This window comes from Gordonia sp. CPCC 205515, assembly GCF_048537925.1.
Taxonomy (GTDB): domain Bacteria; phylum Actinomycetota; class Actinomycetes; order Mycobacteriales; family Mycobacteriaceae; genus Gordonia.
Window position 1 is genome coordinate 332,021 of record NZ_JBCLVJ010000008.1, and the last position, 23,826, is coordinate 355,846.

Annotated in this window: 20 protein-coding genes and 1 pseudogene; 19 read left to right on the forward strand and 2 right to left on the reverse strand. The window is 65.2% G+C overall.

What is annotated here, in order from left to right:
* The first annotated feature begins 1 nt into the window (after nt 1).
* On the forward strand, nt 2-1,633 hold the full coding sequence (locus tag AAFP30_RS13485) for a thiamine pyrophosphate-binding protein (RefSeq protein WP_419230424.1): 1,632 nt from the start codon (nt 2-4) through the stop codon (nt 1,631-1,633).
* Nucleotides 1,634-1,648: 15 nt separating this feature from the next.
* Here the strand turns inward: AAFP30_RS13485 and AAFP30_RS13490 are convergent, their stop codons facing one another.
* The gene (locus AAFP30_RS13490) at nt 1,649-2,890 is read right to left on the reverse strand and encodes a lipase family alpha/beta hydrolase (protein ID WP_419230425.1); all 1,242 of its coding nucleotides are present in this window, start codon (nt 2,888-2,890) and stop codon (nt 1,649-1,651) included.
* A gap of 86 nt (nt 2,891-2,976) precedes the next feature.
* On the opposite strand from AAFP30_RS13490, the gene AAFP30_RS13495 reads away from it, so the two are divergent.
* The 15 genes from AAFP30_RS13495 to AAFP30_RS13565 all read left to right on the forward strand — a co-directional run bounded on the left by AAFP30_RS13495 (nt 2,977) and on the right by AAFP30_RS13565 (nt 20,023).
* Complete coding sequence (locus tag AAFP30_RS13495; RefSeq protein WP_419230426.1) at nt 2,977-3,882, forward strand: LysR family transcriptional regulator; 906 nt, start codon at nt 2,977-2,979, stop codon at nt 3,880-3,882.
* Between the two features lie 428 nt (nt 3,883-4,310).
* Nucleotides 4,311-5,876 carry a 4-hydroxyphenylacetate 3-hydroxylase N-terminal domain-containing protein gene (locus AAFP30_RS13500; protein ID WP_419230427.1) on the forward strand — a complete coding sequence of 522 codons (1,566 nt, stop codon included), beginning with the start codon at nt 4,311-4,313 and terminating at the stop codon, nt 5,874-5,876.
* Between the two features lie 29 nt (nt 5,877-5,905).
* Nucleotides 5,906-6,841, forward strand: coding sequence for a VOC family protein (locus AAFP30_RS13505; RefSeq protein WP_419230428.1), 936 nt, complete (start codon nt 5,906-5,908; stop codon nt 6,839-6,841).
* A complete protein-coding gene (locus tag AAFP30_RS13510) occupies nt 6,838-7,587 on the forward strand; it encodes a hypothetical protein (protein ID WP_419230429.1) in 750 nt (249 codons plus the stop codon). The genes AAFP30_RS13505 and AAFP30_RS13510 overlap by 4 nt, the downstream gene beginning before the upstream one ends.
* A 2-nt stretch (nt 7,588-7,589) precedes the next feature.
* Entirely contained in the window at nt 7,590-8,012 is a 423-nt protein-coding gene (locus tag AAFP30_RS13515) for a cupin domain-containing protein (protein ID WP_419230430.1), read from the forward strand.
* A gap of 46 nt (nt 8,013-8,058) precedes the next feature.
* A complete protein-coding gene (locus tag AAFP30_RS13520) occupies nt 8,059-9,609 on the forward strand; it encodes an aldehyde dehydrogenase family protein (RefSeq protein WP_419230431.1) in 1,551 nt (516 codons plus the stop codon).
* Nucleotides 9,610-9,638: 29 nt separating this feature from the next.
* On the forward strand, nt 9,639-10,034 hold the full coding sequence (locus AAFP30_RS13525) for a RidA family protein (protein WP_419230432.1): 396 nt from the start codon (nt 9,639-9,641) through the stop codon (nt 10,032-10,034).
* A gap of 41 nt (nt 10,035-10,075) precedes the next feature.
* Entirely contained in the window at nt 10,076-11,563 is a 1,488-nt protein-coding gene (locus AAFP30_RS13530) for a purine-cytosine permease family protein (RefSeq protein WP_419230433.1), read from the forward strand.
* Nucleotides 11,564-11,602: 39 nt separating this feature from the next.
* Nucleotides 11,603-12,169, forward strand: coding sequence for a flavin reductase family protein (locus AAFP30_RS13535; protein WP_419230434.1), 567 nt, complete (start codon nt 11,603-11,605; stop codon nt 12,167-12,169).
* A gap of 22 nt (nt 12,170-12,191) precedes the next feature.
* The gene (locus tag AAFP30_RS13540) at nt 12,192-13,403 is read left to right on the forward strand and encodes an acyl-CoA dehydrogenase family protein (protein ID WP_419230435.1); all 1,212 of its coding nucleotides are present in this window, start codon (nt 12,192-12,194) and stop codon (nt 13,401-13,403) included.
* The gene (locus AAFP30_RS13545; protein WP_419230436.1) at nt 13,400-14,290 is read left to right on the forward strand and encodes a fumarylacetoacetate hydrolase family protein; all 891 of its coding nucleotides are present in this window, start codon (nt 13,400-13,402) and stop codon (nt 14,288-14,290) included. Before AAFP30_RS13540 ends, AAFP30_RS13545 begins: the two co-directional genes overlap by 4 nt.
* Nucleotides 14,291-14,299: 9 nt before the next feature.
* A complete protein-coding gene (locus tag AAFP30_RS13550; RefSeq protein WP_419230437.1) occupies nt 14,300-16,657 on the forward strand; it encodes an ATP-binding cassette domain-containing protein in 2,358 nt (785 codons plus the stop codon).
* Nucleotides 16,658-16,908: 251 nt separating this feature from the next.
* Entirely contained in the window at nt 16,909-17,646 is a 738-nt protein-coding gene (locus AAFP30_RS13555; protein WP_419230438.1) for an alpha/beta hydrolase, read from the forward strand.
* Nucleotides 17,647-17,829: 183 nt separating this feature from the next.
* A complete protein-coding gene (locus AAFP30_RS13560; protein ID WP_419230439.1) occupies nt 17,830-18,450 on the forward strand; it encodes a TIGR03086 family metal-binding protein in 621 nt (206 codons plus the stop codon).
* Nucleotides 18,451-18,571: 121 nt separating this feature from the next.
* Nucleotides 18,572-20,023 (forward strand): cytochrome P450, encoded by a 1,452-nt coding sequence (locus tag AAFP30_RS13565; protein WP_419230440.1) that lies wholly within the window; start codon nt 18,572-18,574, stop codon nt 20,021-20,023.
* Here AAFP30_RS13565 and AAFP30_RS13570 read toward each other — a convergent pair.
* Nucleotides 19,998-20,591, reverse strand: a complete 594-nt coding sequence (locus AAFP30_RS13570) for an FKBP-type peptidyl-prolyl cis-trans isomerase (RefSeq protein WP_419230441.1) — start codon at nt 20,589-20,591, stop codon at nt 19,998-20,000. The genes AAFP30_RS13565 and AAFP30_RS13570 overlap by 26 nt on opposite strands.
* A gap of 191 nt (nt 20,592-20,782) precedes the next feature.
* Between AAFP30_RS13570 and AAFP30_RS13575 the strand changes: the two are divergent.
* The 3 genes and pseudogenes from AAFP30_RS13575 to AAFP30_RS13585 all read left to right on the forward strand — a co-directional run bounded on the left by AAFP30_RS13575 (nt 20,783) and on the right by AAFP30_RS13585 (nt 23,820).
* A pseudogene (locus AAFP30_RS13575) lies at nt 20,783-21,558 on the forward strand (NAD(P)H-dependent flavin oxidoreductase).
* Nucleotides 21,559-21,643: 85 nt separating this feature from the next.
* Nucleotides 21,644-22,414: an SDR family NAD(P)-dependent oxidoreductase gene (locus AAFP30_RS13580; RefSeq protein ID WP_419230442.1), complete on the forward strand. Its 771-nt coding sequence runs from the start codon at nt 21,644-21,646 to the stop codon at nt 22,412-22,414.
* Complete coding sequence (locus tag AAFP30_RS13585) at nt 22,414-23,820, forward strand: glycoside hydrolase family 1 protein (protein WP_419230443.1); 1,407 nt, start codon at nt 22,414-22,416, stop codon at nt 23,818-23,820. Before AAFP30_RS13580 ends, AAFP30_RS13585 begins: the two co-directional genes overlap by 1 nt.
* Nucleotides 23,821-23,826: the final 6 nt, after the last annotated feature.

Consider the following 23,826-nt stretch of genomic DNA (forward strand, 5'->3'; position numbering starts at 1 on the left):
GATGAGCACGGTTGCGGAGCTGGTCGGGAAGACCCTCGCCGAGCTCGGCGTGGGGGTGGCCTTCGGGGTCGTCGGCAGTGGCAATTTTGCGGTGACGAATGCGTTGCGCGCCAACGGTGTTCGGTTCGTTGCGACCCGGCACGAGGGCGGCGCCGCGTCGATGGCCGATGCCTATGGCCGACTGGCTGACGTACCGGCCATCGTCTCGGTGCATCAGGGTTGCGGGTTGACCAACGCGATGACCGGCATCGCCGAAGCCGCCAAGAGTCGCACCCCGATGATCGTGCTCGCCGCCGACACCGCGGGTGCAGCGGTCCTGTCGAACTTCCGGGTCGATCAGGACGGACTCGCGCGCAGCGTGGGCGCGGTGTCCGAGCGCGTCCACAGTGCGGCCACCGCCGTCGACGACGTGCTGCGCGCCTACCGCACCGCGGTCCACGGCCGACGAACCGTGGTGCTGAACCTGCCGCTGGATGTGCAGGCCCAGGCAGTCGACGAGCGGAACCCCGCGACCGCGCCGCAGGCTCCCGAACCGGTCCGTCCTGCGGTCGCCGCGGTAGCCGAACTGTGTCGGCTGATCGAGAACGCCGACCGCCCCGTCTTCGTCGCCGGCCGCGGCGCTCGCCACGCCGGACCCGCGATCGCCGACCTCGCCGCCCACGTCGGCGCCCTGGTCGCCACCTCCGCGGTGGCCAACGGTCTCTTTCGCGCGGACGACTTCGACCTCGGCATCTCCGGCGGCTTCTCCAGTCCGCTGACCGCCGAACTCATCGCGGACGCCGACCTGATCGTCGGTTGGGGATGCGCGCTGAACATGTGGACCATGCGGCAGGGTTCGCTCATCGGTTCCGACACCGCAGTCGTCCAGATCGACGACGACCTCGCCGCCCTCGGCAAACACCGCTCCGTCACGTTGGGTGTCCACGGCGATTGCGGCGCAACGGCTCTCGATGTCCGTGACGCCGTCGTATCACCGAGGTCGGGGTATCGCACCCCCGAGGTCGCGACTCGACTTGGCGCCGACCGGTGGTGGAACGACGTCGCCACCACCGACCTGTCGACCGACGACCACATCGATCCGCGGGTGTTCAGCACCCTGCTCGACGACGCCCTGCCCGCCGACCGGGTGGTCGCCGTCGACTCCGGCAACTTCTTGGGCTATCCGAGTGCCTACCTGCGCGTACCCGACGAGAACGGCTTCGTCTTCACCCAGGCCTTTCAATCCATCGGCCTCGGTCTCGCGAGTGGGATCGGTGCGATGCTCGCCCAACCGGATCGGCTGGCAGTGGTCGGTGTCGGCGACGGCGGCTTCTTGATGAGCATCAGCGAACTGGAAACCGCGGTGCGGCTGGGCAACCCGCTGGTGATCGCGGTCTACAACGACGCCGCCTACGGAGCCGAGGTCCACCACTTCGGCGCGGACGCCGACCTCGGCGCGGTCACCTTCGGCGACACCGACATCGCCGCGATCGCCCGCGGTTACGGCGCCACCGGCATCACCGTGCGCAATCGCAAGGACATGGCCGCGGTGGCCGACTGGGCGTCCGCACCCGACGGGATTCTCGTCATCGACGCGAAGATCGCCTCCGATGGCGGATCCTGGTGGCTTGCCGAGGCTTTCAAGGGCCACTGATCGTCATAACGGAAATTACGCCGCCGGCAACATCTTCCGCGGTCGCAGCTGCTCAACCAGCCACGCATAAATCGCGTCACTATTCAGCAGGGTGAAGTGGTTGGCACCCCCGATGTGGAAGCCGTCCTCGGTCCGGAAACCGATTCGCACCGAACGGCTTTGACCGCGCCCGCTGCCGTCGAGCACCATGCCGTCACCGATGATGCGGCCCAGCGGATGCCGCGGATCGCGGGTGAGGCTTGCGGTGACGAACAGGTGCCGCGCCCCGGGAATCAGTTCCAGATCGGCGGCACGTTTTTGGCGCAACGCATCAGGCTCATTGGCCAACCACCCGTCGTCGGTCAGCGTGCCGTGGAACAGATCTCGGACGCCGGCGCTGCGTCGCCCGAGGAGATTGCCCAGGGGTCGGGTCGCCGGTGTCGTCCGTAGCACCGTGGTCGCGGCGTGCACACCCTTGGCCAGTGGGGCGCCAAGGTGCGGTGTGCCGAGACTGACGGTGTGACGGACCAGGCTCAGCCAGTAGGGATCGTCGGCGGCGGCGTGGCATGCGCTGCGGATGATCAGTCCGCCCATCGAGTGCCCGACGAGGGTCACCTCGGTGACCGGAACCGGCCACAGCAGTACGAGTTTCGTCAGTAACGCCGACAGCTCACGTCCGTTGTCGCTGATGTGCCGGCCGGTGTTGTAGCGGATCTGGATTTCGGTGGCGCCGAAGTCGTCCGCGAACCGCGCGCCATAGGTGGGTTTGCCGCCACCGGACCATGCGTACTCGGCCTCCATGAGGCCGTGCAGGAAGACCACCAGATGCGACGATGCGTGCGGATAGGCGTCGGTGAGTTCGGCCGGTTCGATCTCGATCGACACACCACGGACGCGGATCGACATCTCCGGAGCGAGGGGTGACCCGCTCCCGGCCAGTTCGTCGCCGATCAGCCCGTTCAGGATGGCCAGACCTGTGGCTCCCCGCGACGAGTGGGAGGGGACACCGCCAGTTGTTTCCGCGGCGATCTCCGCCAGTCGGCCGGCTGTGGCGACTGTCGCCGCCACGGCACCGTAGGTGCCGGTGCTGACCGTGTCATGGATCGCGCGGGCCGATTCGACACTGTCACCCAGTACGCACCGCAGCCCCGAGAACACCGAGTCGGCGACCGTGGCGTGCATCTTGCTGATCCCGACCAGGGCGCGGCCCAGCTCGCGGGAACCCAGCCGCGTCATCGCGACAACCTCGGTTCGGCGGTCGGCGGTCTCACTACACATCAGCTCAGTGTACAGCTGTGCACCGAGCATGTCGCGCGGTCTGCGTAGAGTTCTGACATCGACACCGCCGCCCGGAGAGAAGCACCATGGACTTCCGTCAGCTCGAGTACTTCAAGGCCGTCATCGAGGCCGGTTCGGTGTCCCAGGCCGCCAAGAACCTGAACATGACCCAACCGCCGGTCAGTCTGGCGATCGCCAAACTCGAACGTGAACTCGGGGTGCGACTACTCGAGCGGACCGCCAAGGGCGTACACCCGACCAATGCGGGCCTCTTCCTGCTGGCCAACGGTGGCCGACTGCTCGCCGACCGCGACCGACTTGCCGAGACGCTGGCACTGATGGGGGACGCGGTCGTCGGTGACCTCCGCATCGGCGTCGAGCCGATGGTCATCCACGAGATCGTCGCGGATGTGCTCGCCGACTTCCTCGATCAGGCGCCGGGGGTCCGCGTGATGCTCAACGATGTGGTCCCCGACGCGATCCTGCACGGCATCCGCACCGGCGACCTGGACCTCGGTTGCGTGCCGTTCAGCCCCGACGGATTCGCGGAGTTCGTCGGCGACATCTGCGAGTCCAGGCCGATCGTCGAGATCGACCTCAAGATCGCGGTGCCGCAGGGCCGGGAAGAGGAAAGCCACCCGGACGGACGTGGCTGGGGGAGATGGATTCTTCCCTATCGGATACCTGCATTCCCGGGAATGCCTGAAGTCGTGGAGGCGGCATTGGCCGACGATCACACATTCGAGGTTCTCGAGGTGTCGACACCACAAACCGCGCTCCCTTTTGTGGCCGCAGGATTGGGCGTGGCGCCGACCACTGAACGCGTGGCCGAGCATTTTCGTGGCATTCAACTCATCGATGCACCGCGTTGGCTCGGTCCGATGGAAGCGACATTGATCTGGCGCCGAGGCGCCGAACTCACGCCGGTGATGCAGCGCTGGATCGAGGTTGCCGAGGCCATCGGCCGACGCCGGGAATCCCTCGATTGGTGAGAGCCATATAAAAGACTATGTACCCCTGCGAACAACCGTGGATACCATAAGCTCGCCCAACACAAGCCATATCCCACTATCTGAGACAGCAAATAAGTGAAGTAGGCCACTCGCTGGCCCGCAGTGTGATCACCATCGTCGTGTTTCGGGTCGGTAAACGCCCTTATGGGAGCGCATCTTTCGCCGTTCGCGCGTTCGCCTGACGCACCCTCCGACGCGACGGTGAGTCGCTCCGCCCGCCGATCGCATCGTCGCGACCCTGTTGCCGAGATGCCGCGGGTGCCATTCTGAAATCACCGCAAAGGGCGACGGAACAACAGGCGAGAAAGAGGCCACAACAACCGGCCTCCGGCCGAAAAGCCCTCGAAGTCCACGATTTCTGCCGTGGTTGGAACGCGCCAGAAATCGTGTCAAGAAAGGAAACGAACATGACCGCGATCATCGATTCTCCGAATGCCACGGATTCGATTCCCAAGGAATACCAGCCATTCACCGGCGACGAATATCTGGCCAGCCTGAATGATGGCCGCGAGGTGTGGATCTACGGCGAGAAGGTCGAGAACATTGTCGAACATCCGGCGTTCCGCAACTCCGCTCGCATGATCGCGCGGATGTACGACGCGCTGCACGACCCGGCTCGCAAGGACATCCTCACCACCCCCACCGAATGGGGCGGCTTCACCCATCGCTTCTATCGCGCGCCGGAGAACGTCGCCGAGCAGGTCGCCTCCCGCGACGCTATCGCCGAATGGCAGAAGATCGCCTGGGGCTGGATGGGACGTTCCCCCGACTACAAGGGCTGCTTCCTCGGCACCCTCGGCGCCAACGCCGAGTTCTACCGCGGCTACGAGGACAACGCCCGCAACTGGTACCGCAAGGCGCAGGAAAAGACCTGGTACGTCAACCACGCCATCATGAACCCGCCTGTCGACCGTGGCGCCGGACCTGACGCCGGCAAGGACGTCTTCGTCCACGTCACCAAGGAGACCAAGGACGGCATCTATGTCTCCGGCGCCAAGGTCGTCGCGACCGGATCGGCACTGACCCACTACACCTTCGTCGGCCACGTCGGTCAGGTCGCCATCCAGGACCCCGCCTACTCACCGGTGTTCATCATGCCGACCAACGCGCCGGGCGTGAAGCTGTTGTGCCGCACATCTAACGAGTACCGCGCCGCGGTGCTGGGCAGCCCGTTCGATTACCCACTGTCGAGCCGCCTCGACGAGAACGACGCAATCCTGGTGCTGGACAACGTCTTCATCCCGTGGTCGGACGTGTTCATCTACAACGATCTGGATCAGGCCAACAAGTACAACATCCATTCGGGGTACCTCGAGCGTGCCTCGCTCCACGGGTGCACCCGCTTCGCCGTGAAGCTCGACTTCTTGGTCGGACTGCTCGCCAAGGCTCTCGACATCACCGGCTCGGGACAGTTCCACGGTGTGATGAGCCAACTCGGCGAGGTCATCGCCTGGCGCAACACCTTCTGGGCGCTGTCGGATGCGATGGCCAAGAGCGAGGTGCCGTGGAAGGGCGGAATGATCCAGCCTGATCCGCAGCACGCCGGCGCCTACCGCGTGATGAATCAACTGGCCATGCCGAAGATCAAGAACATCATCGAGCAGGTCGTCGCCAGCGGACTGATCTACCTCAACTCCCACGCCAACGACTTCAAGACACCGGAGATCCGCGGCTACCTCGACACCTACCTGCGCGGCAGCAACGGCATCGACGCCGAAGAACGCGTCAAGGTGATGAAGATGCTGTGGGACGCCATCGGCACCGAGTTCGGCGGACGCCACGAGCTCTACGAGATCAACTACATCGGCAGCAACGACGTCACCCGTCAGACCAACCTGTTCAGCGCCCGCGGACGCGGACTGCTCGACGAATGGAAAGCGTTCGCGCAGTCGGCAATGGACGAATACGACCTCGACGGCTGGACCGCGCCCGACCTCATCGGCCCCGGCGACGTCAGCGTCCTGCCGTACTGAACCACCAACCAACACAGGAAGGAGTCACCATGGCGACCGCCATCGACGCGGCACAGGTCACCTACCAGGTACCCGACCTCGACGTCGCGGAACGCTTCCTCACCGACTTCGGCATGACCACCGTCGACGGGAGCGACGAGAACACACTCTACATGCGCGGCACCGGAACCCAGCATCACATCTACGTCGCCCGCAAGGGAGACAAGCAGAAGTTCATCGGCGCCTCGATCGAGGTCCGCTCTCGCGACGACCTCGACGAGCTTGCCGCACTACCGGACTCGTCGCCGGTGCACGAATCCACCGAACCGGGCGGCGGCCTGCAGGTCGTCATGCACATGCCCGACGGATTCGAGATCCGCGCGATCTGGGGACGCACGCAGGCCCAGCCAATCGATGACCGTGATCCGTTCCTGTTCAACAACATTCGAGACAAGAACCGGGTCAACGGGAACGTCCGGCAGGGTACCGCACCATGCACCATCGCACGCTTGGGACACTTCGTCCTGCACGTGTCGAGCCACGACGACTCGATGAAATGGCTCGAGGAGCGATTCAACTTCCTGCACTCGGACTACTTCGTGCCACCGGGCACCGACGGTCCCGTGATCGGCACCTTCGTCCGGCTGGATCTCGGCGAGCAGTTGGTTGATCACCACTTCATGCTCATCCTGCAGTCGGATTGGGTTGGGGTGCATCACAGTTCCTTCGAGGTCACCGACCTCGATGCGGTGATGACCGCCCACGACTATCTCCTGCAGCAAGGTCACCAGCTCGACATCGGTGTCGGCCGGCACGTCCTGGGCAGTCAGATCTTCGACTACTGGAAGGACCCGTTCGGCTTCCGGATCGAGCATTACACCGACGGCGACGTCGTCGATGCGAGCCATCAGCCCACCATCTTCAACGGCACCGCCAGCGAAACCACCCAGTGGGGCAACCGACCACCTTTGGAGTTCTTCGAATGACCACCATGGCACCGGCTCCCGTCCAGGAGCTCGACGAGCAGATCCGCGCCAAACTGCTGCGGGTGGGATCGGCAAACGTCGCAAACGTGTTGTTGGCCCGTGGTTTCCGCAATGTGATGATGCTTGGCCTGGCACCGCTGGCCGACAGCCAGGAACAGCTGGTCGGACCCGCCTACACTCTGCGGTTCATCCCGGCCCGCGAGGACCTCGACAGCATGGCCAACTACGGCCGCGACGACAACAAGCACCGACGCGCGATCGAGGAGTGCCCGTCAGGGGCGGTGCTGGTCATCGACGCCGGCGGCTCGACCGCCGCGTCGTCGATGGGCGACATGATGGCCACGCGGCTCCGGTATCGCGGGGTCTCCGGCGTCGTGACCGACGGCGGGTACCGCGACTCCGCGGCCATCGCCGAGACCGGACTGCCGTGCTACCAGCAGCGCAACGCGCCGCCCGCCACACCGATTGCGTTGCACCCCATCGCCCTCGACGAACCCGTCGGCTGCGCCGGCGTGGCGGTCTACCCGGGCGACGTACTGGTGGGGGACCGGGACGGGGTCGTGGTGATCCCGCGCGATCTCGTCGCCGAGGTCGCCGACGCTGCGCTCGACGCCGTCGAATACGAGGAGTTCGCCGCCGGCCACATCGCCCGCGGCCGATCGATCCTCGGTCTCTTCCCGGCCACGCCGGACAGCCGAACCGAATACGACGAGTGGGTGGCCGCGGGCCGCCCGGAAATGGAATGACGATGAGCATCAACGCCGACACCTTCGCCAGCCTCGAGGTCCTGCTACATCAGACCGATCTCGTCGAGGACAACTGGATCGACTACCCGGACTACGGATTCCGCCAGTACTTCCTCCACAAGAACCCCGAAACCGGTGCCAGCATCGCGCTGCTCGAATACGAGCAGGGCGGGACCATCCCGACCAAACACACGCACGCCTCCAACCAGTTCATGTACTGCCTCGAAGGTGACTACGAATACTCCGACTCGGGCCTGCGTCTGAAGCCCGGCTCGTTCTACATGAATCCGAAGGATCATCCGCACGGTCCCACCATCGCCCACGAACGCAGCGTCCTCATCGAGATCTACGACGGCCCGCACTACTACGAGAAGCCCGAGTACCACACCGACGACACCATCGGCGAGTTCCTCGCCCAGGACTGACATCTGTCCGACCCCACCCACCACCCACCAACGATTGAGAGAAGCCATGTTGGACACCAAGAACGCGCTCTTCGACACCACAAACGCACTGACCGCCTTCGGCCTCGACACCGTCGCTTCTGGCACCTACTGCGACGCCCTCGGCTGGGCCGAGGTCGACGGACGTGACCTGATCACGGCCAGCTGCCCGGCCGACGGCACCGACATCGCCCAGGTCGCCGCCGCCACCGCCGACGACGCCGAAAACCTCATCGTCGCCGCCGTCGAAGCGCAGAAGCGCTGGCAGTCCGTGCCGGCCCCCCGGCGAGGTGAATTCGTCCGCCGCATTGGCCAATTGGTCGAGGAGAGCCTCGACTCATTGGTCGCCATCGTCTCCCTCGACACCGGCAAATCCACCATGGAAGCGCGCGGCGAACTGCGCGAGGTCATCGACATGTCGACGCTGGCCGCCGGCCAGGCCCGCATGATGTACGGCTTCACCCAGCAGTCCCAGCGCGTCGACCACCGCATGTACGACCAGTGGCTGCCGCTCGGCGTCGTCGGCATCATCAGCGCCTACAACTTCCCGGCCGCGGTGTGGGCTCAGAACGGATTCCTCTCCGTCATCGCCGGCAACACCGTCATCTGGAAGCCCAGCCCCAAGGTGCCGCTGACCGCCATCGCCATCCAGCAGTTGGTCAACCAAGCCGCCGCCGAACTCAGTTGCGAAGGCGTGTTCTCCCTGCTGATCCCGGGTGAGGACGCCGTGGCCGACCGGATCATCACCGACAAGCGCGTCGCGATGGTGTCGTTCACCGGCTCCACCCGCGTCGGCAAGCACGTCGCCGACGTCGTCGGCTCCACCCTCGGCCGCCGGTATCAGCTCGAATGCTCGGGCAACAACGGCTGCATCGTCGACGAGACCGCCGACCTGCCGCTGGCCGCCAAGGCACTGGCCTTCGGTGCCCTGGGGACCACCGGGCAGCGCTGCACCAGCACGCGACGCGTCATCGCCCACGTCAGCATCGTCGACGAACTCGTCGACCTGATGGGCAAGGCCTTCGACCAGATCACTATCGGCGATCCGCGCGACACCGACACCGTCATCGGGCCGCTGATCGACGCACCCGCCGTCGACGACTACCGCATGGCCCTCGACTCGGCCCGAGCCCAGGGCGCCACCGTCGTCTACGGCGGCACCGTGATCGACCGTCCCGGCCTCTACGTCGAACCGGCCATCGTGACCGGAGTGCAGCCGCACTTCGAGATCGCCCAGGAGGAGACCTTCGCGCCGATCGTCTCCGTGCTCACCTACGACACCCTCGACGAGGCCATCGCGATCCACAACGACGTCGCTCAGGGACTCGCGTCAGGCATCCACAGCACCAACCTCACCAACATCGAGACCTTCCTGTCCGCCCGCGGCAGCGACTGCGGCATCGTCCGCGTCAACATGGGCACCACCGGCGCCGACGTCGGCTCCGCCTTCGGCGGAGAGAAGGAGACCGGTGGCGGCCGTACCGCCGGCTCGGACGCCTGGAAGGGCTTCATGCGCCGCCAGAGCGTGTGTGTCAACTGGGGCGGAAAGTCACCCTGGGACAACCTGATCCAGCTCTGAACACCAGATCCTCTGAAAGGGAACAGACAATGCTCAAAGAACGCATCCGCTCCACCGACGTCCGCGAACCCGCCGACGGACTCTGGTCCAACTGCCTGCGCATCGGCGACCTGGTGATGGTGTCGGGCATGACCGCCCGCGCCGACGACGGCGAAACCGTCGTCGGCGGTGACTACGACCAGGCGATGGTCGTCTTCGGCAAGATCAAGAACCTGGTCGAGGCCGCGGGCGGGGTCATGGACGACGTCGTCAAGATGACCATCTACGTCACCGAGATCGGCAACAACACCGAGGTGTGGAAGGCCCGCCAGGAGTTCTTCACCGGCGACTTCCCGGCCTGCACTCTCGTCGAGGTGTCCTCTCTTGCCAAGCCGGAGATCCGGCTCGAGATCGAGGCGACCGCTGTCGTCGGTTGCAGTTCCTGACCCCTCTTCCCATTCCCTTTGACCCCAAGGATGTCCCCATCATGGCAATCTCCGTCGGCAGATCCGGTAAGACCGTCGCTGCCATCCCCGCCGAATCCTCCATCGACTCCTCGCTCGCCGCGGCCGCCGAAGACCACGCGCTGGTCAGCGTTCCAGCGAGCGACCGTAAGAGCGGCCTGCACCTTTCGCTGAGTCCCGTCAGCGTCGCCACCGCCCTGGTCATCTTCGCCATCGCCGGTTTCACCGTCGTGCTCGCCGGATTTGTCATCGGCCTCACCGCCGGTGTGCTCGTCGCCATCCTCGCCGTGGTTCTCGGAAAGTCGTTGGGGCACATGTCCTTCACCACCGGCATGTCGAGCACCATCACCAGCCGGTTCTTCGGCTTCGGTGTGCGTGGCTCGTCCATCGGGTCGCTGATCTTCTCGGTGATGATCCTGGGCTTCCTGGCCGTCGAATCGGCCCTGCTCTACGAGGGCACGTTGTTGATGTTCTCCTGGCAGGACACGTGGCTCACCAAGATCGTGATCTACGGTCTGATGAGCGTCGCGTGGATCGCCCTGGCCATCTTCGGCCTCAAGTTCGCCTTGCGCGCAACAGGAGTGCTCATCGTGGTCACGTTGGTGGTGACCGTGTGGATGATCGTCAAGATCTACCTCATTGATGGCGCCGACCCGATGACCGTGTTCACCTACGCCGGCGTCGTACCGGGTGGCAACTGGACCAAGCTGGAAGCGGCGATCGGCGTCATGGGCGCGACGGCAGGCACCATCGCACTGGTCACCGCCGACTTCGCCCGCTATTGCCGCACCCGTCGTGACGTCACCGTGCTGGCCACCTCCGGCCCCCTGGTCCAGAACGTCCTGATGACCATCCTCGGTTCGCTCGTCGTCATCGGCGGCATGCCGACGGTCATCGACTACATCGTGTCGCACAACCCGGGCATGACCCCCCAGGCCGCGGGCGAAGCGGGTAGCGCATTCGTCATGGGCAACACCGGCGCGTTCTTCGTCATCTTCGCCGGCTGGATCGGTTTCATCACCATCTACGCCGCCCAGGCGAAGGCCCAGGCCATCAACTCCTACTCCGGTTCGCTGTCGCTGGTGAACCTGGTCAACTCGTTGACCGGCCGCAAGCCACCGCGTGCGGTCATGGTGGTCGTCGCCAACATCATCGCGCTGCTGATGATCGCGGCCGGCATCCTCAACTCGTTCACCACCTATCTCGCCTACCTCGGGTGTATGACGCTGGCGATGTGCGGCGTGATGATTGCCGACTACTACATCACCCGGCGCCGTCAGTTCGACAGCGCCACCCACAAGATCGAGAACTGGAACTGGGCCGGTGTGCTCACCCTGATCATCGCTGCCGCCATCGGCATCGTGCTCATGGCCACGCACACCTTCGCGCTCGGATTCCTGGTCTCCCTGGTCGCCGCCATCATCGGTTACCCGCTGGCGCGCAGGCTGCTTCCCGAAGGCACCGCGACCTCCTACGTCGACGAGGACCAAACCCTCGTCGAAGCGCTCTAACCGCATCCATCGATCACCCACTCATCTGGAGAACACATCATGACCGAACTCATGTGGAACTCGGAGATCTACGAGAATGCCGCCGACGCCCGGACGCTGGGTTCGGCCGTGGCGACTCCCGCTCCGCACGCCGACCCCCGACAGTTGCGAAACACGTTGGGCAACTTCGCTACCGGCGTCACCGTGCTGACCTACGAGTCCGGCGACACCTACCACGGCGTCACCGTCAACTCGTTCACCTCGGTATCGCTCGACCCGCCGCTGGTCCTGGTCTCGATGATGCGGACCTCCCGCGCGCTGACCTATCTGCTCGAACGTCCGTTCGCGATCAACATCATGGGCGACGATCAGCTGACCACCGCGCTGCAGTTCGCCGGCAAACCCGATGCGGGGGCACCGATCGAGTGGGTCATCGATGATGGGGCACCACGGATCAACGGTTCACTGGCCTACTTCCAGTGCACCCCGTGGGCCGGCTACGACGGCGGCGACCACGTCCTGCTGCTCGGCAAGGTCGCCTCCTACGGACAGCAAGACGACACCCGACCGCTGCTCTTCTACCGCGGAACCTGGGGCGCCCTCGCCGACGGCTCCGACAACCGCTGACGAGAACGAAAGAGAGACGACAATGACCACCACCCTGACCCGAAGTGAGTCCATCTCCGACGTGCTCGCCCGCATCGACGACATGTACCCACTGCTCCAACTCGAGGCCGACGACAGCGAACGCCTGCGTCGACCCACACCCGCCGTCCAGAGCGCCCTGCGTGACAGCGGCGTGTTCGGCCTCATGGTCCCTGCCGAACTCGGCGGCCTGGACGCCACACCCCTGCAGGTGATGGCCGTGATCGAGAAGCTTTCGCACGCCGACGCCTCACTTGGGTGGCTGGTACGCACCGTCGCCGGCGAGACCGCCACCGCGGCAGCCTATCTCGGCGACACTGCGGTCGACGAGCTGTTCGGCGACGGCCGCTGCGCACTGGTCGCCGGCCAGAGCGCCGGGTACTCGGGCTACGCCGTGGCCGTCGACGGCGGCTACCAGGTCACCGGAACCTGGAAGTTCGCCCCCGGCGTCTCGATGGCCACCCACCTCAACCTTGCGGTCACCGACGCCGACACCGGCGCCGAGATCGTTTGCGTAGTACCGCGATCCGCGCTGCGCATCATCGACAACTGGGATATGCTCGGGCTGCGGGCCACCGCCAGCCTCGACTATGCCGCCGACGACGTCTTCGTCGCCGACGACTACACCTTCGACATCGGCCGTGACACCATCCGTCGCGGCGGTGTCACCAACCGGCTCAGCCCCGCCCTACTCGCCGGCCTCGGCCAGGCATCGTGGTCACAGGGCGTCGGTCGACGGATGCTCGACGAGCTCCGCGAACTTGCTCAACGCAAGTCCGATTCCCCGGACTCACCGGTGACCACCGCGGAGTTCTTCTCCGAGTTCGCCCGCCATTACTCGCATGTCCGGGGCACCATGGCGCTGCTGCGCGAGACGTCGTCGGAGCACGAGGCCGCATTGATGTCGGGGGCGGCCTTGAGTACCGATCAGGAGACGATGACGCGTCTCGCGTCGAATCTGGCGACCCGCACGGCGCTGGAGATCAGCCAGCTGGTGCACCGCTTCGCCGGGGCGCAGGTGATGCGAAACAGTGCGCTACAACGGTTCTTCCGGGACAGTCATGCCGGCACCCAGCACCGCGGCACGTCGCACATCGTCACCGAACAGTGCGGCCGGGTGCTCACCGGCACCTTGCCGGCCGACACCCACTGGGGCTTCTTCGACCTCGTGGTACCGAACGACTCCCGCGAACTCACCGAAGGGCAACCCTCATGAAGCTCGGCACCGTGCGCCTCGCCGACCGTACCGCCGCCGCCCGACTCGACGGGGACACCTACATCGAGATCGACGGCTACGACGACGTCGGCACTCTGCTCGCCGAACCCCACTGGCGCGATATCTCCGCCGCCGCCGATGGCCCTCGACACGACGCCGTCGCCGCATCCGTGGCCTTGTTGGTGCCGCAGCCGTCGAAGATCCTCTGTGTCGGACTGAACTATCGCAGTCACATCGAGGAGATGGGGCGTCCACTGCCGGAGTATCCGACGGTGTTCGCCAAGTTCGCCGACACCGTCACCGGACCCTACGACGACATCACCGCGGTAGCCGACGATCCCGAACTCGACTGGGAGGGGGAACTCGCCGTCGTCATCGGCGCCACTACCTACCGGGTGACCGAGCACGAAGCCGCCGCATCGATCGCCGGGTACACCGTGGCCAACGACATCTCCATGCGTGGCTGGCAGTACCGGTCGCAGGAGTGGCTGCAGGGCAAGATATGGGCGCGATCCACGCCGATCGGACCGGTACTCACCACCGCCGACGAGTTCGACCCGACCACCGCCCGCCTTACGACCACGGTGAACGGGGAAGTGATGCAGGATCATCCGATCGCCGACCTGTTGTTCACCCCGGCCCATCTCGTCGCGTACCTATCGCAGATCCTGCCGCTCCGTGCCGGCGACGTAATCCTCACGGGCACCCCCGGAGGTGTTGGACACGCCCGCGACCCCAAACGCCACCTCGCCGCCGGCGACGTCGTCGAAGTGACTATCGACCAGCTCGGGTCGGTCAGCAACCGGATCGTTGAGGACGATCGGCCGACGGTGCCGATCCGACCGGCCGACTCGAGACCGGGAGTCATCTCGGGTGTCGGTGTCTAGCATGTGGGAATGGCCACCGCCCACCCCGCCGACACCCACGACCTGATCCGCGTCCACGGCGCCCGGGTCAACAACCTCAAAGACGTCAGCGTCGAGATCCCGAAACGCCGGCTGACCGTGTTCACCGGCGTCTCCGGCTCGGGCAAGAGTTCGCTGGTCTTCGGCACCATCGCCGCCGAATCCCAGCGACTGATCAACGAGACCTACAGCGCCTTCGTCCAGGGATTCATGCCGACACTGGCCCGCCCCGATGTGGATATCCTCGACGGCCTCACCACCGCGATCCTCGTCGACCAGGAACGCATGGGCGCCAACTCGCGCTCGACCGTCGGCACCGTCACCGACACCAACGCCGTGCTCCGAATCCTGTTCAGCCGGCTGGGTAAACCGCACATCGGCTCCCCGCAGGCATATTCGTTCAACGTGGCGTCGGTCAGCGGAGCCGGCGCGGTCACCATCGAGAAGCGTGGCCAGACCACCAAGGAACGACGCAGCTTCTCGGTGACCGGCGGCATGTGTCCGCGATGCGATGGCATGGGCCGGGTCAATGACTTCAACTTCGCCGCCCTCTACGACGAGACGAAATCGCTCAACGACGGCGCGATCACCATCCCCGGCTACTCGATGGAGGGGTGGTACGGCCGCATCTTCCGCGGCTGCGGCTACTTCGACCCGGACAAGCCGATCAACAAGTTCACCAAGAAGCAGATGCACGACCTGCTCTACCGCGAACCCACCCGGATCAAGGTCGAGGGCATCAACCTCACCTACTCCGGTCTGATCCCGCAGATCGAGAAGTCGTTCCTGTCCAAGGACGTCGACGCCATGCAGCCGCACATCCGGGCGTTCGTGGAACGCGCGGTGATCTTCACGGTCTGCCCCGAATGCGACGGCACCCGGCTCAGCGAAGGCGCACGGTCGTCGAAGATCAACGGCATCAGCATCGCCGAAGCCTGCGCTATGCAGATCAGCGACCTCGCCGAGTGGGTCAAGGGCGTCGATGACAAGTCCGTCGCCCCGCTGATCGAAGCGCTCGGTGAAACCCTCGACTCCTTCGTCGACATCGGCCTCGGCTACCTGAGCCTGGACCGCTCGTCGGGCACCCTCTCTGGCGGAGAGGCGCAGCGCACCAAAATGATTCGACACCTCGGATCGTCACTCACCGACGTCACCTACGTGTTCGACGAACCCACCATCGGGCTGCACCCGCATGACATCGCGCGCATGAACGAACTCCTGATCCAGTTGCGCGACAAGGGAAACACCGTCCTCGTCGTCGAACACAAACCCGAGGCCATCGTCATCGCCGACCGCGTCATCGACCTCGGACCGAAAGCCGGCAGCGACGGCGGGGAAGTGGTGTTCGAGGGGACCGTCGCGCAGTTGCGAAAAGCGAAGACCCTCACTGGACAGCACCTCGACGATCGGGTGTCGCTCAAGGACGACGTACGCGAATCCACTGGTGCACTGGAGGTCCGCGGCGCCGACAACCACAACCTGCAGAATGTCGACGTCGACATCCCGCTCGGCGTGCTCGTGGTTCTGACCGGCGTCGCCGGGTCCGGCAAGAGTTCCCTGATCGATGGCTCCGTCGCCGACCGTGACGGTGTCGTCTCCATCGACCAGGGCGCGATCCGCGGGTCCCGCCGCAGCAATCCGGCCACCTACACCGGTCTCCTGCATCCGATCCGCAAGGCGTTCGCCAAGGCCAACGGCGTCAAACCTGGTTTGTTCAGCGCGAATTCGGACGGTGCTTGTCCCAATTGCAATGGCGCCGGCGTGATCTACTCCGATCTGGCGATGATGGCCGGCGTCGCCACGCCGTGTGAAGTGTGTGAGGGCAAGCGGTTTCAGCCGGAGGTCCTCGATTACACCTTCGGTGACAAGAATATCAGCGATGTCCTCACCATGTCGGTGGCCGAGGCCGAGGCCTTCTTCGCCGACGGCGACGCCAAACTCCCGGCGGCCCATAAGATCCTGCAACGCCTCGCCGACGTCGGCCTCGGCTATCTGAAGGTCGGGCAGCCGTTGACCACGCTGTCCGGCGGTGAACGGCAACGCCTCAAGCTCGCCACGCACATGGGGGAGAAGGGTGACGTCTACATCCTCGACGAGCCGACCACCGGGCTGCACCTCGCCGACGTGAACCAACTCCTCGGCCTGCTCGACCGGCTCGTCGACTCCGGCAAGTCAGTGATCGTCATCGAACACCATCAGGCCGTGATGGCGCACGCCGACTGGATCATCGACCTCGGTCCCGGTGCCGGCCACGACGGCGGGCAGATCGTCTTCGAGGGCACCCCCGCCGACATCGTCGCCGACGCCTCCACGCTCACCGGGCAGCACCTGGCCGAGTACGTGGGGTAACGGGACATCCCCTGGTGCCTGAGGCGCGAGGCGCCAGCCGAGCCACGAAGGCCCTGGTGACCCGGCACCGAGAAACCATTGGACGCCACACCACCGCACTTGCTACCGTCACCACCGACCGCAACACCGCTCGAGGAGGTGAGACCCATGAACGCAGAAACCATGTGGGTGCTCCCACTCGTGTCCGCGGTCGGGCGACTGTCCTAGGTGTCGCCGGGAGCGCCTGAACAGCACTCCCGAAAGGCACCATCATGCACTTCACCTCTGAGGCATCGTCGAACGGTGTCCTCGAACGCACCTTCACTCTCGGTGACATCACCGGCGTCCTCTGGTCGCCCGACTCCGTAAACAGCGGCGGGCCGCTCCTGCTCTCCGGGCACTCCGGCGGCATGCACAAGAAGGCTCCGGGCCTCGTCGCCGGGGCACTCCACCACGTGACCGCCCACGGCTTCACCGTCGCGGCCATCGACGCACCCGGCCACGGTGACCGGCCGCGCAGCACCCAGGATGAACAGGCCGTCGATGCGATCCGTCACGCGCGAGCATCGGGGGAGTCCATCGCCCCGCTCGTCGTCGAGTACAACCTGTCGGTGGCGCAACGTGCGGTACCCGAATGGCAGGCAACTCTCGACGCCCTGCAGGCGCTTCCCGAGATCGGCACCACTGCACGGGTCGGCTACGGCGGCATGAACCTCGGCGTCGTCACCGGCATCCTGCTGGCGCCGGTCGAGTCCCGCATCGCGGCACTGAGTCTCGGCGGCGTCTTTGTCGACGACGCACTCCTCGCGGCAGCCGGAAAGGTCACCGTCCCGGTGCACTACCGGATTCCCTGGGACGACGACCATCTCGACCGCAACGCGGGGATCGCCCTGTTCGACGCCTTCGGTGCGACCGACAAGACACTGCATGCCCACTCTGGCAGCCTCCACCAGGTGCCGGACCACGAGCGTGACTGTGCCGCCCGCTTCTTCGTCGAGCACCTGCGGTGAGCCGCCACTGATTGAACTCTCATGGAGCTGAGACGGTTTCGTGACGGGTCCAGTCAGTCCATGCCACAATCGGTGTGTTGAGCCGCCTTTGCGGGGCAACGCTGTGCGAGCGCCAAGCGGTTGCTGAGTCGATTCGAGTCGCAGTAGGGATTAGGTGATGATCACGGAGGCGAGCTACCGGGTGTGGCGATAGCGCATGGGGTGGACGGGAGCACGCGGCCTCCTGCAATCGAGCTGTCGGATGCGTTGGACGCTTTTGTCGATGTGATCGCTCATGTCGATGCCGCGGATTGGGCGCGACAGTCGATGTGTGCTGAATGGTCCGTGGCAGAGGTTGTTCTGCACACGATCTCGATCACGGACAAGTTCTCGGCGTTTGCGCGGGGCGAAACCGACGCCCCGCGCGGACGAGACCTGCGGGGCATTGCGGTTGACGACATTTCCGCGCAGCTCGCCCGCGCTGTGCGCGAGAGTCACGATGCCTGGTCCGCGGTCGATCTCGCCCGGTATTGCGCGCTCCCGTTCGGGCGCTTCAGCACAGTCGACGCCGAAGCAATCAACATCATGGACCTGTTGGTTCATGGCTGGGACATCGCCCACGCGCTCGGCAGGGACTATCGCATGCCTGCCGCACCCACGACCCGCGCTGTAGCGATGGCGCAACGTCTCGTCACACCGGAAAGCGTGACCGACGGGCAGTTCGCGTCGAGGATCGGCCCACGGGCCGATAAGCGCGGACAGGAACTGCTGCTCTGGCTGACCGGCCGGACACCAGTCACGGCAAACCCGACCGGGCCTCGTTGACGCAACCTCGACCAAGTTGCAGACAAGAGTCCGCTGTCGTCGTACACTCAGCTCAATGACACAGAATGGCCATTTCGTACCAAGAAGCGAGTGAGCTGCCTGTGACACCGGAGGGAAGTCGATGAGCAGCACAAAGAAGTCGTTGCAGGTCAAAGTCGGGCAGTTATCCGCCAAATACCCGAGCCCGACGCAACCGCTGGCCGAGCCACCGGCCGGGTCGGGTCTCAAGCCGGTGATGGGCGATCAAGGCATGCCGCTGCTCGGCCATACGCTGGAGAGCCTGGTCGATCCGCTCGCGGTCACCATGAAACGCTTCGAGAAATATGGACCGGTCTCGTGGTCGGGTTCGGTCGCCGGCATGAAGATCGTCACCCTCGTCGGTCCCGAGGCGATCGAGGCGGCGTGGATGAACCGCGACAAGGCCTTCTCCAGCGAGCAGGGCTGGGAACCGATGATCGGACCGTTCTTCCACCGCGGCATCATGCTCCTCGACTTCGACGAGCACATGCACCATAGGCGCATCCTGCAGCAGGCATTCACCCGCCCGCGACTGCTCGCCTACCTCGACATGATCAACCCGCACATCGCCAGCACGTTGTCGGGTTGGCAAGTTGGACAAGGGTTCCGGATGTACTCCGAGACCAAGGACATGCTGCTGTCGCTGGCCACCGAGGTCTTCATGGGCGGCACGCTCAACCCGGGCGAGTCGGCCGAACTCGAGGACGCCTTCGAGGCCGCCGTCCGCGGTGGGCAGGCGATCATCCGCAAAGACGTCGGCAAGTGGACGTGGGCACGGGGGCTGCGTGGCCGCGAACGCCTGCAGGAGTATTTCCGGACCGAGATGGCCGGGCGGCGAGCGGGTGAGGGCAACGACCTGTTCAGCGTGCTGTGCCGCGCGGAAAGCGATGAGGGCCAGACCTTCAGCGACGAGGACATCGTCAACCACATGATCTTCGCGATGATGGCGGCACACGACACCAGCACCATCGCACTCTCGATGATGACCTACTTCCTCGGCCGCAACCCCGAATGGCAGGAGCGGCTACGCGCCGAATCGCTCGCCCTCGGCAAACCCATGCTCGACTACGACGACCTCGACGCCCTGCCGAGCATGGATCTCGCTTTCAAGGAGACCCTGCGCATCAACGCGCCGGTCGGCATGCTGTTCCGGAAAGCCCTGCGTGACACCGAGATTCTCGGTTACCACATTCCTGCGGGTACCGAGGTGATGATCCATCCGTGGGCGTCGATGCTGCGGGAGGAATGGTGGCCGAACCCACAGAAGTGGGACCCCGAGCGGTTCTCGCCGGAACGCCGCGAGGACAAGGTGCACCGGTTCGCGTGGGCGCCGTTCGGCGGCGGTGCGCACAAGTGCATCGGCCTGTACTTCGGCGGCATGGAAGTCAAGGCCGCCTTGCATCAGATGCTGCTGCGGTTCGAATGGTCGGTGCCGTCGGACTATCGCCTCAGCCTCACCTACGGCACCGGACCGGCCCCGGCCGACGGCCTGCCCATCGACATGCGTCGACGGGCAACCGTCGACGACGTCAGCCCTGTGCCGACAGGATCTTGAGCGAGAACACCAGGGTGTCACCCTTCTGGATGCCGGCATCGGGCATTCCGTCCGGGTAGCCGTCGGCCGACGTCATGGCGACACCCACCGTCGACCCGACCTTCTGGCCGGCGATCGCCTTCTTGAATCCGACGACGACGCCGTCGAGCGGGAAGGAGGCCGGCTCGCCGCGCTGGTAGGCACTGTCGAAGACCTTGCCGTCGCGACCGTCGACACCCTCGTAACAGACCGAGACGGTGGCGGCCTCGGACACAACGGCCCCGTCGCCTTCGGTCAGCGTCTTGACCTGCGTCTCGGTCACGCTGAACGGAGTGGTGATGGTGATCTTCGGGGCCGCGGTGTCGGTGGAGCCGGTCATCTCCATGCTGCCGGTGGCGCCCTGCAGCGTCCACTGCGGTTGCACGTCGGCGGCCGGTGCCGCGGTCGGGCAGGAGGTCGCCGCGGCGGCGGAGGTCTCCGTCGCGACGCTCGTCGGGGCATTGGTCGAGGTGTTGTCGTCCGACCCGCACGCGGCGAGCGCCATCGCCAGTGCCGCTGCCGGAATGAGTGCTGCGTGTTTGATTCTCATTCCGGCAACGCTACCCAACGACCATCAGATCCCGGTCACATCGCGGCCGAGGGCGGGTGCGCAGACCAGATCCATGCCGCGTCGGAAAGACCGGTCCCAACGAAAGACATTCGAACAGAGGAGCATTCACTGTCATTTCCACTCGGTTCACCGAGACCTTCGGAGTTCGGCATCCCATCGTGCAGGGAGGTATGCAGTGGGTCGGGCGGGCCGAACTGGTCGCCGCAGTCGCCAACGCCGGTGCCCTCGGCTTCATCACCGCACTGACCCAGCCCACCCCGGAGGATCTTGACCGTGAGATCGCCCGGTGCCGGGAGTTGACCGATCAGCCCTTCGGCGTGAATCTGACGATCCTGCGATCCATCACGCCGCCGCCCTATGACGAGTACCGACAGGTGATCGTCGGGGGTGAAGATCGTGGAGACCACCGGGTCCAATCCCGGTCCGCACCTACCGATGTTCCACGACGCAGGCGTCAAGGTCCTGCACAAGTGCACCACCGTGCGTCACGCAGTGAAAGCCCAAGAACTCGGTGTGGACGGGATCAGCATCGACGGATTCGAATGCGCCGGTCACCCCGGTGAGGACGACATCCCCGGCCTCATCCCGGCCGCCGCCGCCAAGATCACCATCCCGATGATCGCCTCCGGTGGGTTCGCCGACGCCCGTGGCCTGGTCGCGGCGTTGGCGGGTGGCCAGCAACACCGTCAGCCGGGAAGTGGTCGAGATTCTCGACCGCGGTGGACAATTCGAGGACGTGCGGGAGCAGGTCGCCGGCGCACGGGGTCGCAAGGTGTTCGAGCTCGGTGACCCGCAGGCGGGGATCTGGAGTGCCGGCACCTCGCAAGGCCTCATCCACGACATCCCGACCGTCGGGGAGCTGGTGCGCCGCATCGTCGCCGACGCTGAAGACCTAATCACCGATCGGCTCGACAGCATGATCGGTGACGTTCCCGCCACGAGGTGACAGACAGCGGACACCGCGCATCGTAGGGTCAGGGAGAGCGCACCTGAACGAGCGTGCACGGTAACTCGACGAGAGGACTTCCTCAGTGACCACAACTCCCTTCGATCTCCGCGGCCAGGTCGCTGTCATCTCCGGAGGTAACTCCGGCATCGGTCTTGCCATGGCCGATGCACTGGGGGCGGCGGGTGCCGACGTGTGCGTGTGGGGGCGTAACACCGAACGCAACGCCGCCGCCCAGGAGCGACTTGCCCGCCACGGTGGCAAAGCAGCGGCCAAGACCGTTGATGTGACGGACCGCGATGCCATCGACCGCGCTGTACAAGAGACGGTCGACGAATTCGGTCGTGTGGACTCGTTTTTCGCCAACGCCGGCACCGACACTGGATATGTGCCGTTCGTGGACAGGGACATCGACGACTTCCGTGCCCTTATGGCGATCAACGTCGACGGCGTGGTGATGTCGTTGCAGGCGGCTGCGCGACAGATGCTCGCGCAGGGGACCGGTGGGAGTCTGGTCGCTACTGCCAGCGTCGCGGCGATTCACGGCTCGCCCGGCCGCCAGCCGTACGCGGCGAGCAAGGCCGCCCTGTGCGCGATCACGCGTTCGCTGGCCGTCGAGTACGGGAAGAAGGGGATCCGGGCAAACTCGATTCTGCCGGGGTGGACAGAAACCGCGCTGACCGAGGAGGGACTCTCCACCGACGCGGCCAAAGAAAAGATGTTGCCGCGTGTCCCCGTCCGGCGATGGGGCGCACCAGAGGATTTCGGCGGAATTGCCGTCTATCTGGCGAGCCCGGCCAGCGCTTACCACACTGGCGACACGATCGTCATCGACGGCGGTTACTCGGTGTTCTGATGGCGACCTCGTTTCCCGACGGTTTCCTTTGGGGCGGCGCCACCGCCGCCAACCAGATCGAAGGCGCCTACGACGCCGACGGCAAAGGCCTATCCATCCAGGACGTGATGCCCCGGGGGATCACCACACCGCCGAGCGAGTCGCCGACGCCGGACAACCTCAAGCTCGAGGCGATCGACTTCTACCACCGCTACGCCGAGGACATCGCCCTCTTCGCCGACCTCGGCTTCACCGTGTTCCGCTTCTCCATCGCCTGGAGTCGCATCTTCCCTCTCGGCGACGAGACCGAACCCAACGAAGCCGGACTCGCGTTCTACGACCGGGTGCTCGACGAACTCGAGCGCCACGGCATCGAACCGCTGGTCACCATCAGCCACTACGAGACGCCGCTGCATCTGGCGCGCACATATGACGGCTGGACCAATCGCGAACTCATCGGCTTCTACGAACGGTATTGCCGCGTCCTCTTCGAGCGGTTCGGCCATCGCGTCAAATACTGGTTGACCTTCAACGAGATCAATTCCGTGCTGCACGAACCCTTTCTGTCGGGCGGCATTGCTACTCCGAAAGAGCAACTCACGCAACAGGATCTACATCAGGCCATCCACCACGAGCTGGTCGCCTCGGCGCGGGCCACCAGGCTGGCGCACGAACTGGTGCCGGACGCCAAGATCGGCTGCATGATTCTCGCGGTCCCGATCTACCCGCTGACCCCGAACCCCGACGACGTGGTCGCGGCCATGCACACCGCCCACGCCAACTACGCGTTCGGCGACATCCACTGCCGCGGCGAGTATCCCGGCTACCACCTACGACGACTCCGCGAAGCCGGCGTCGAACTCGACATCACCGACTCCGATCGCGACGATCTGCGCTACACCGTCGACTTCGTCTCGTTCAGCTACTACGTGAGCGTCTGCGAGACCGCCGACAAAGCCGGACCCGCCGACGGCCGAGACCTGTTCGGCGGTGTCCCGAATCCCACCCTGCCGCAATCGGAATGGGGATGGCAGATCGATCCGCAAGGTCTTCGCGTGGCCCTCAACGACTATTGGGACCGCTGGCAGAAACCACTGTTCATCGTGGAGAACGGTCTCGGCGCCGTCGACGAACTCGTCGAGATCGACGGCGAGCCAACGGTCCTCGACGACTACCGCATCGCCTTTCACCGCGATCACCTCGTCCAGGTGGGCGAGGCCCTCACCGACGGTGTGCGCCTCCTGGGCTACACCACCTGGGGCTGCATCGATCTCGTCAGCGCATCCACCGCACAGATGAGCAAGCGCTACGGCTTCATCTACGTCGACCGCAACGACGACGGATCCGGAACATTGCAGCGGTATCGCAAGAAATCGTTCGAGTGGTATCGGAGTGTGATCGCCTCCAATGGCGCCGCTCTGAGTTAGGTTGAC

Excerpts from the sequence above, each read along its gene's own strand:
- AAFP30_RS13490 (WP_419230425.1), bottom strand. The coding sequence starts at position 2,890 with ATGTGTAGTGAGACCGCCGACCGCCGAACCGAGGTTGTCGCGATGACG.
- AAFP30_RS13535 (WP_419230434.1), top strand. The coding sequence starts at position 11,603 with ATGACCGAACTCATGTGGAACTCGGAGATCTACGAGAATGCCGCCGAC.
- AAFP30_RS13540 (WP_419230435.1), top strand. The coding sequence starts at position 12,192 with ATGACCACCACCCTGACCCGAAGTGAGTCCATCTCCGACGTGCTCGCC.
- AAFP30_RS13500 (WP_419230427.1), top strand. The coding sequence starts at position 4,311 with ATGACCGCGATCATCGATTCTCCGAATGCCACGGATTCGATTCCCAAG.
- AAFP30_RS13505 (WP_419230428.1), top strand. The coding sequence starts at position 5,906 with ATGGCGACCGCCATCGACGCGGCACAGGTCACCTACCAGGTACCCGAC.
- AAFP30_RS13570 (WP_419230441.1), bottom strand. The coding sequence starts at position 20,591 with ATGAGAATCAAACACGCAGCACTCATTCCGGCAGCGGCACTGGCGATG.
- AAFP30_RS13565 (WP_419230440.1), top strand. The coding sequence starts at position 18,572 with ATGAGCAGCACAAAGAAGTCGTTGCAGGTCAAAGTCGGGCAGTTATCC.
- AAFP30_RS13520 (WP_419230431.1), top strand. The coding sequence starts at position 8,059 with ATGTTGGACACCAAGAACGCGCTCTTCGACACCACAAACGCACTGACC.
- AAFP30_RS13525 (WP_419230432.1), top strand. The coding sequence starts at position 9,639 with ATGCTCAAAGAACGCATCCGCTCCACCGACGTCCGCGAACCCGCCGAC.
- AAFP30_RS13555 (WP_419230438.1), top strand. The coding sequence starts at position 16,909 with ATGCACTTCACCTCTGAGGCATCGTCGAACGGTGTCCTCGAACGCACC.
- AAFP30_RS13485 (WP_419230424.1), top strand. The coding sequence starts at position 2 with ATGAGCACGGTTGCGGAGCTGGTCGGGAAGACCCTCGCCGAGCTCGGC.
- AAFP30_RS13550 (WP_419230437.1), top strand. The coding sequence starts at position 14,300 with ATGGCCACCGCCCACCCCGCCGACACCCACGACCTGATCCGCGTCCAC.
- AAFP30_RS13515 (WP_419230430.1), top strand. The coding sequence starts at position 7,590 with ATGAGCATCAACGCCGACACCTTCGCCAGCCTCGAGGTCCTGCTACAT.
- AAFP30_RS13530 (WP_419230433.1), top strand. The coding sequence starts at position 10,076 with ATGGCAATCTCCGTCGGCAGATCCGGTAAGACCGTCGCTGCCATCCCC.
- AAFP30_RS13585 (WP_419230443.1), top strand. The coding sequence starts at position 22,414 with ATGGCGACCTCGTTTCCCGACGGTTTCCTTTGGGGCGGCGCCACCGCC.
- AAFP30_RS13545 (WP_419230436.1), top strand. The coding sequence starts at position 13,400 with ATGAAGCTCGGCACCGTGCGCCTCGCCGACCGTACCGCCGCCGCCCGA.
- AAFP30_RS13495 (WP_419230426.1), top strand. The coding sequence starts at position 2,977 with ATGGACTTCCGTCAGCTCGAGTACTTCAAGGCCGTCATCGAGGCCGGT.
- AAFP30_RS13510 (WP_419230429.1), top strand. The coding sequence starts at position 6,838 with ATGACCACCATGGCACCGGCTCCCGTCCAGGAGCTCGACGAGCAGATC.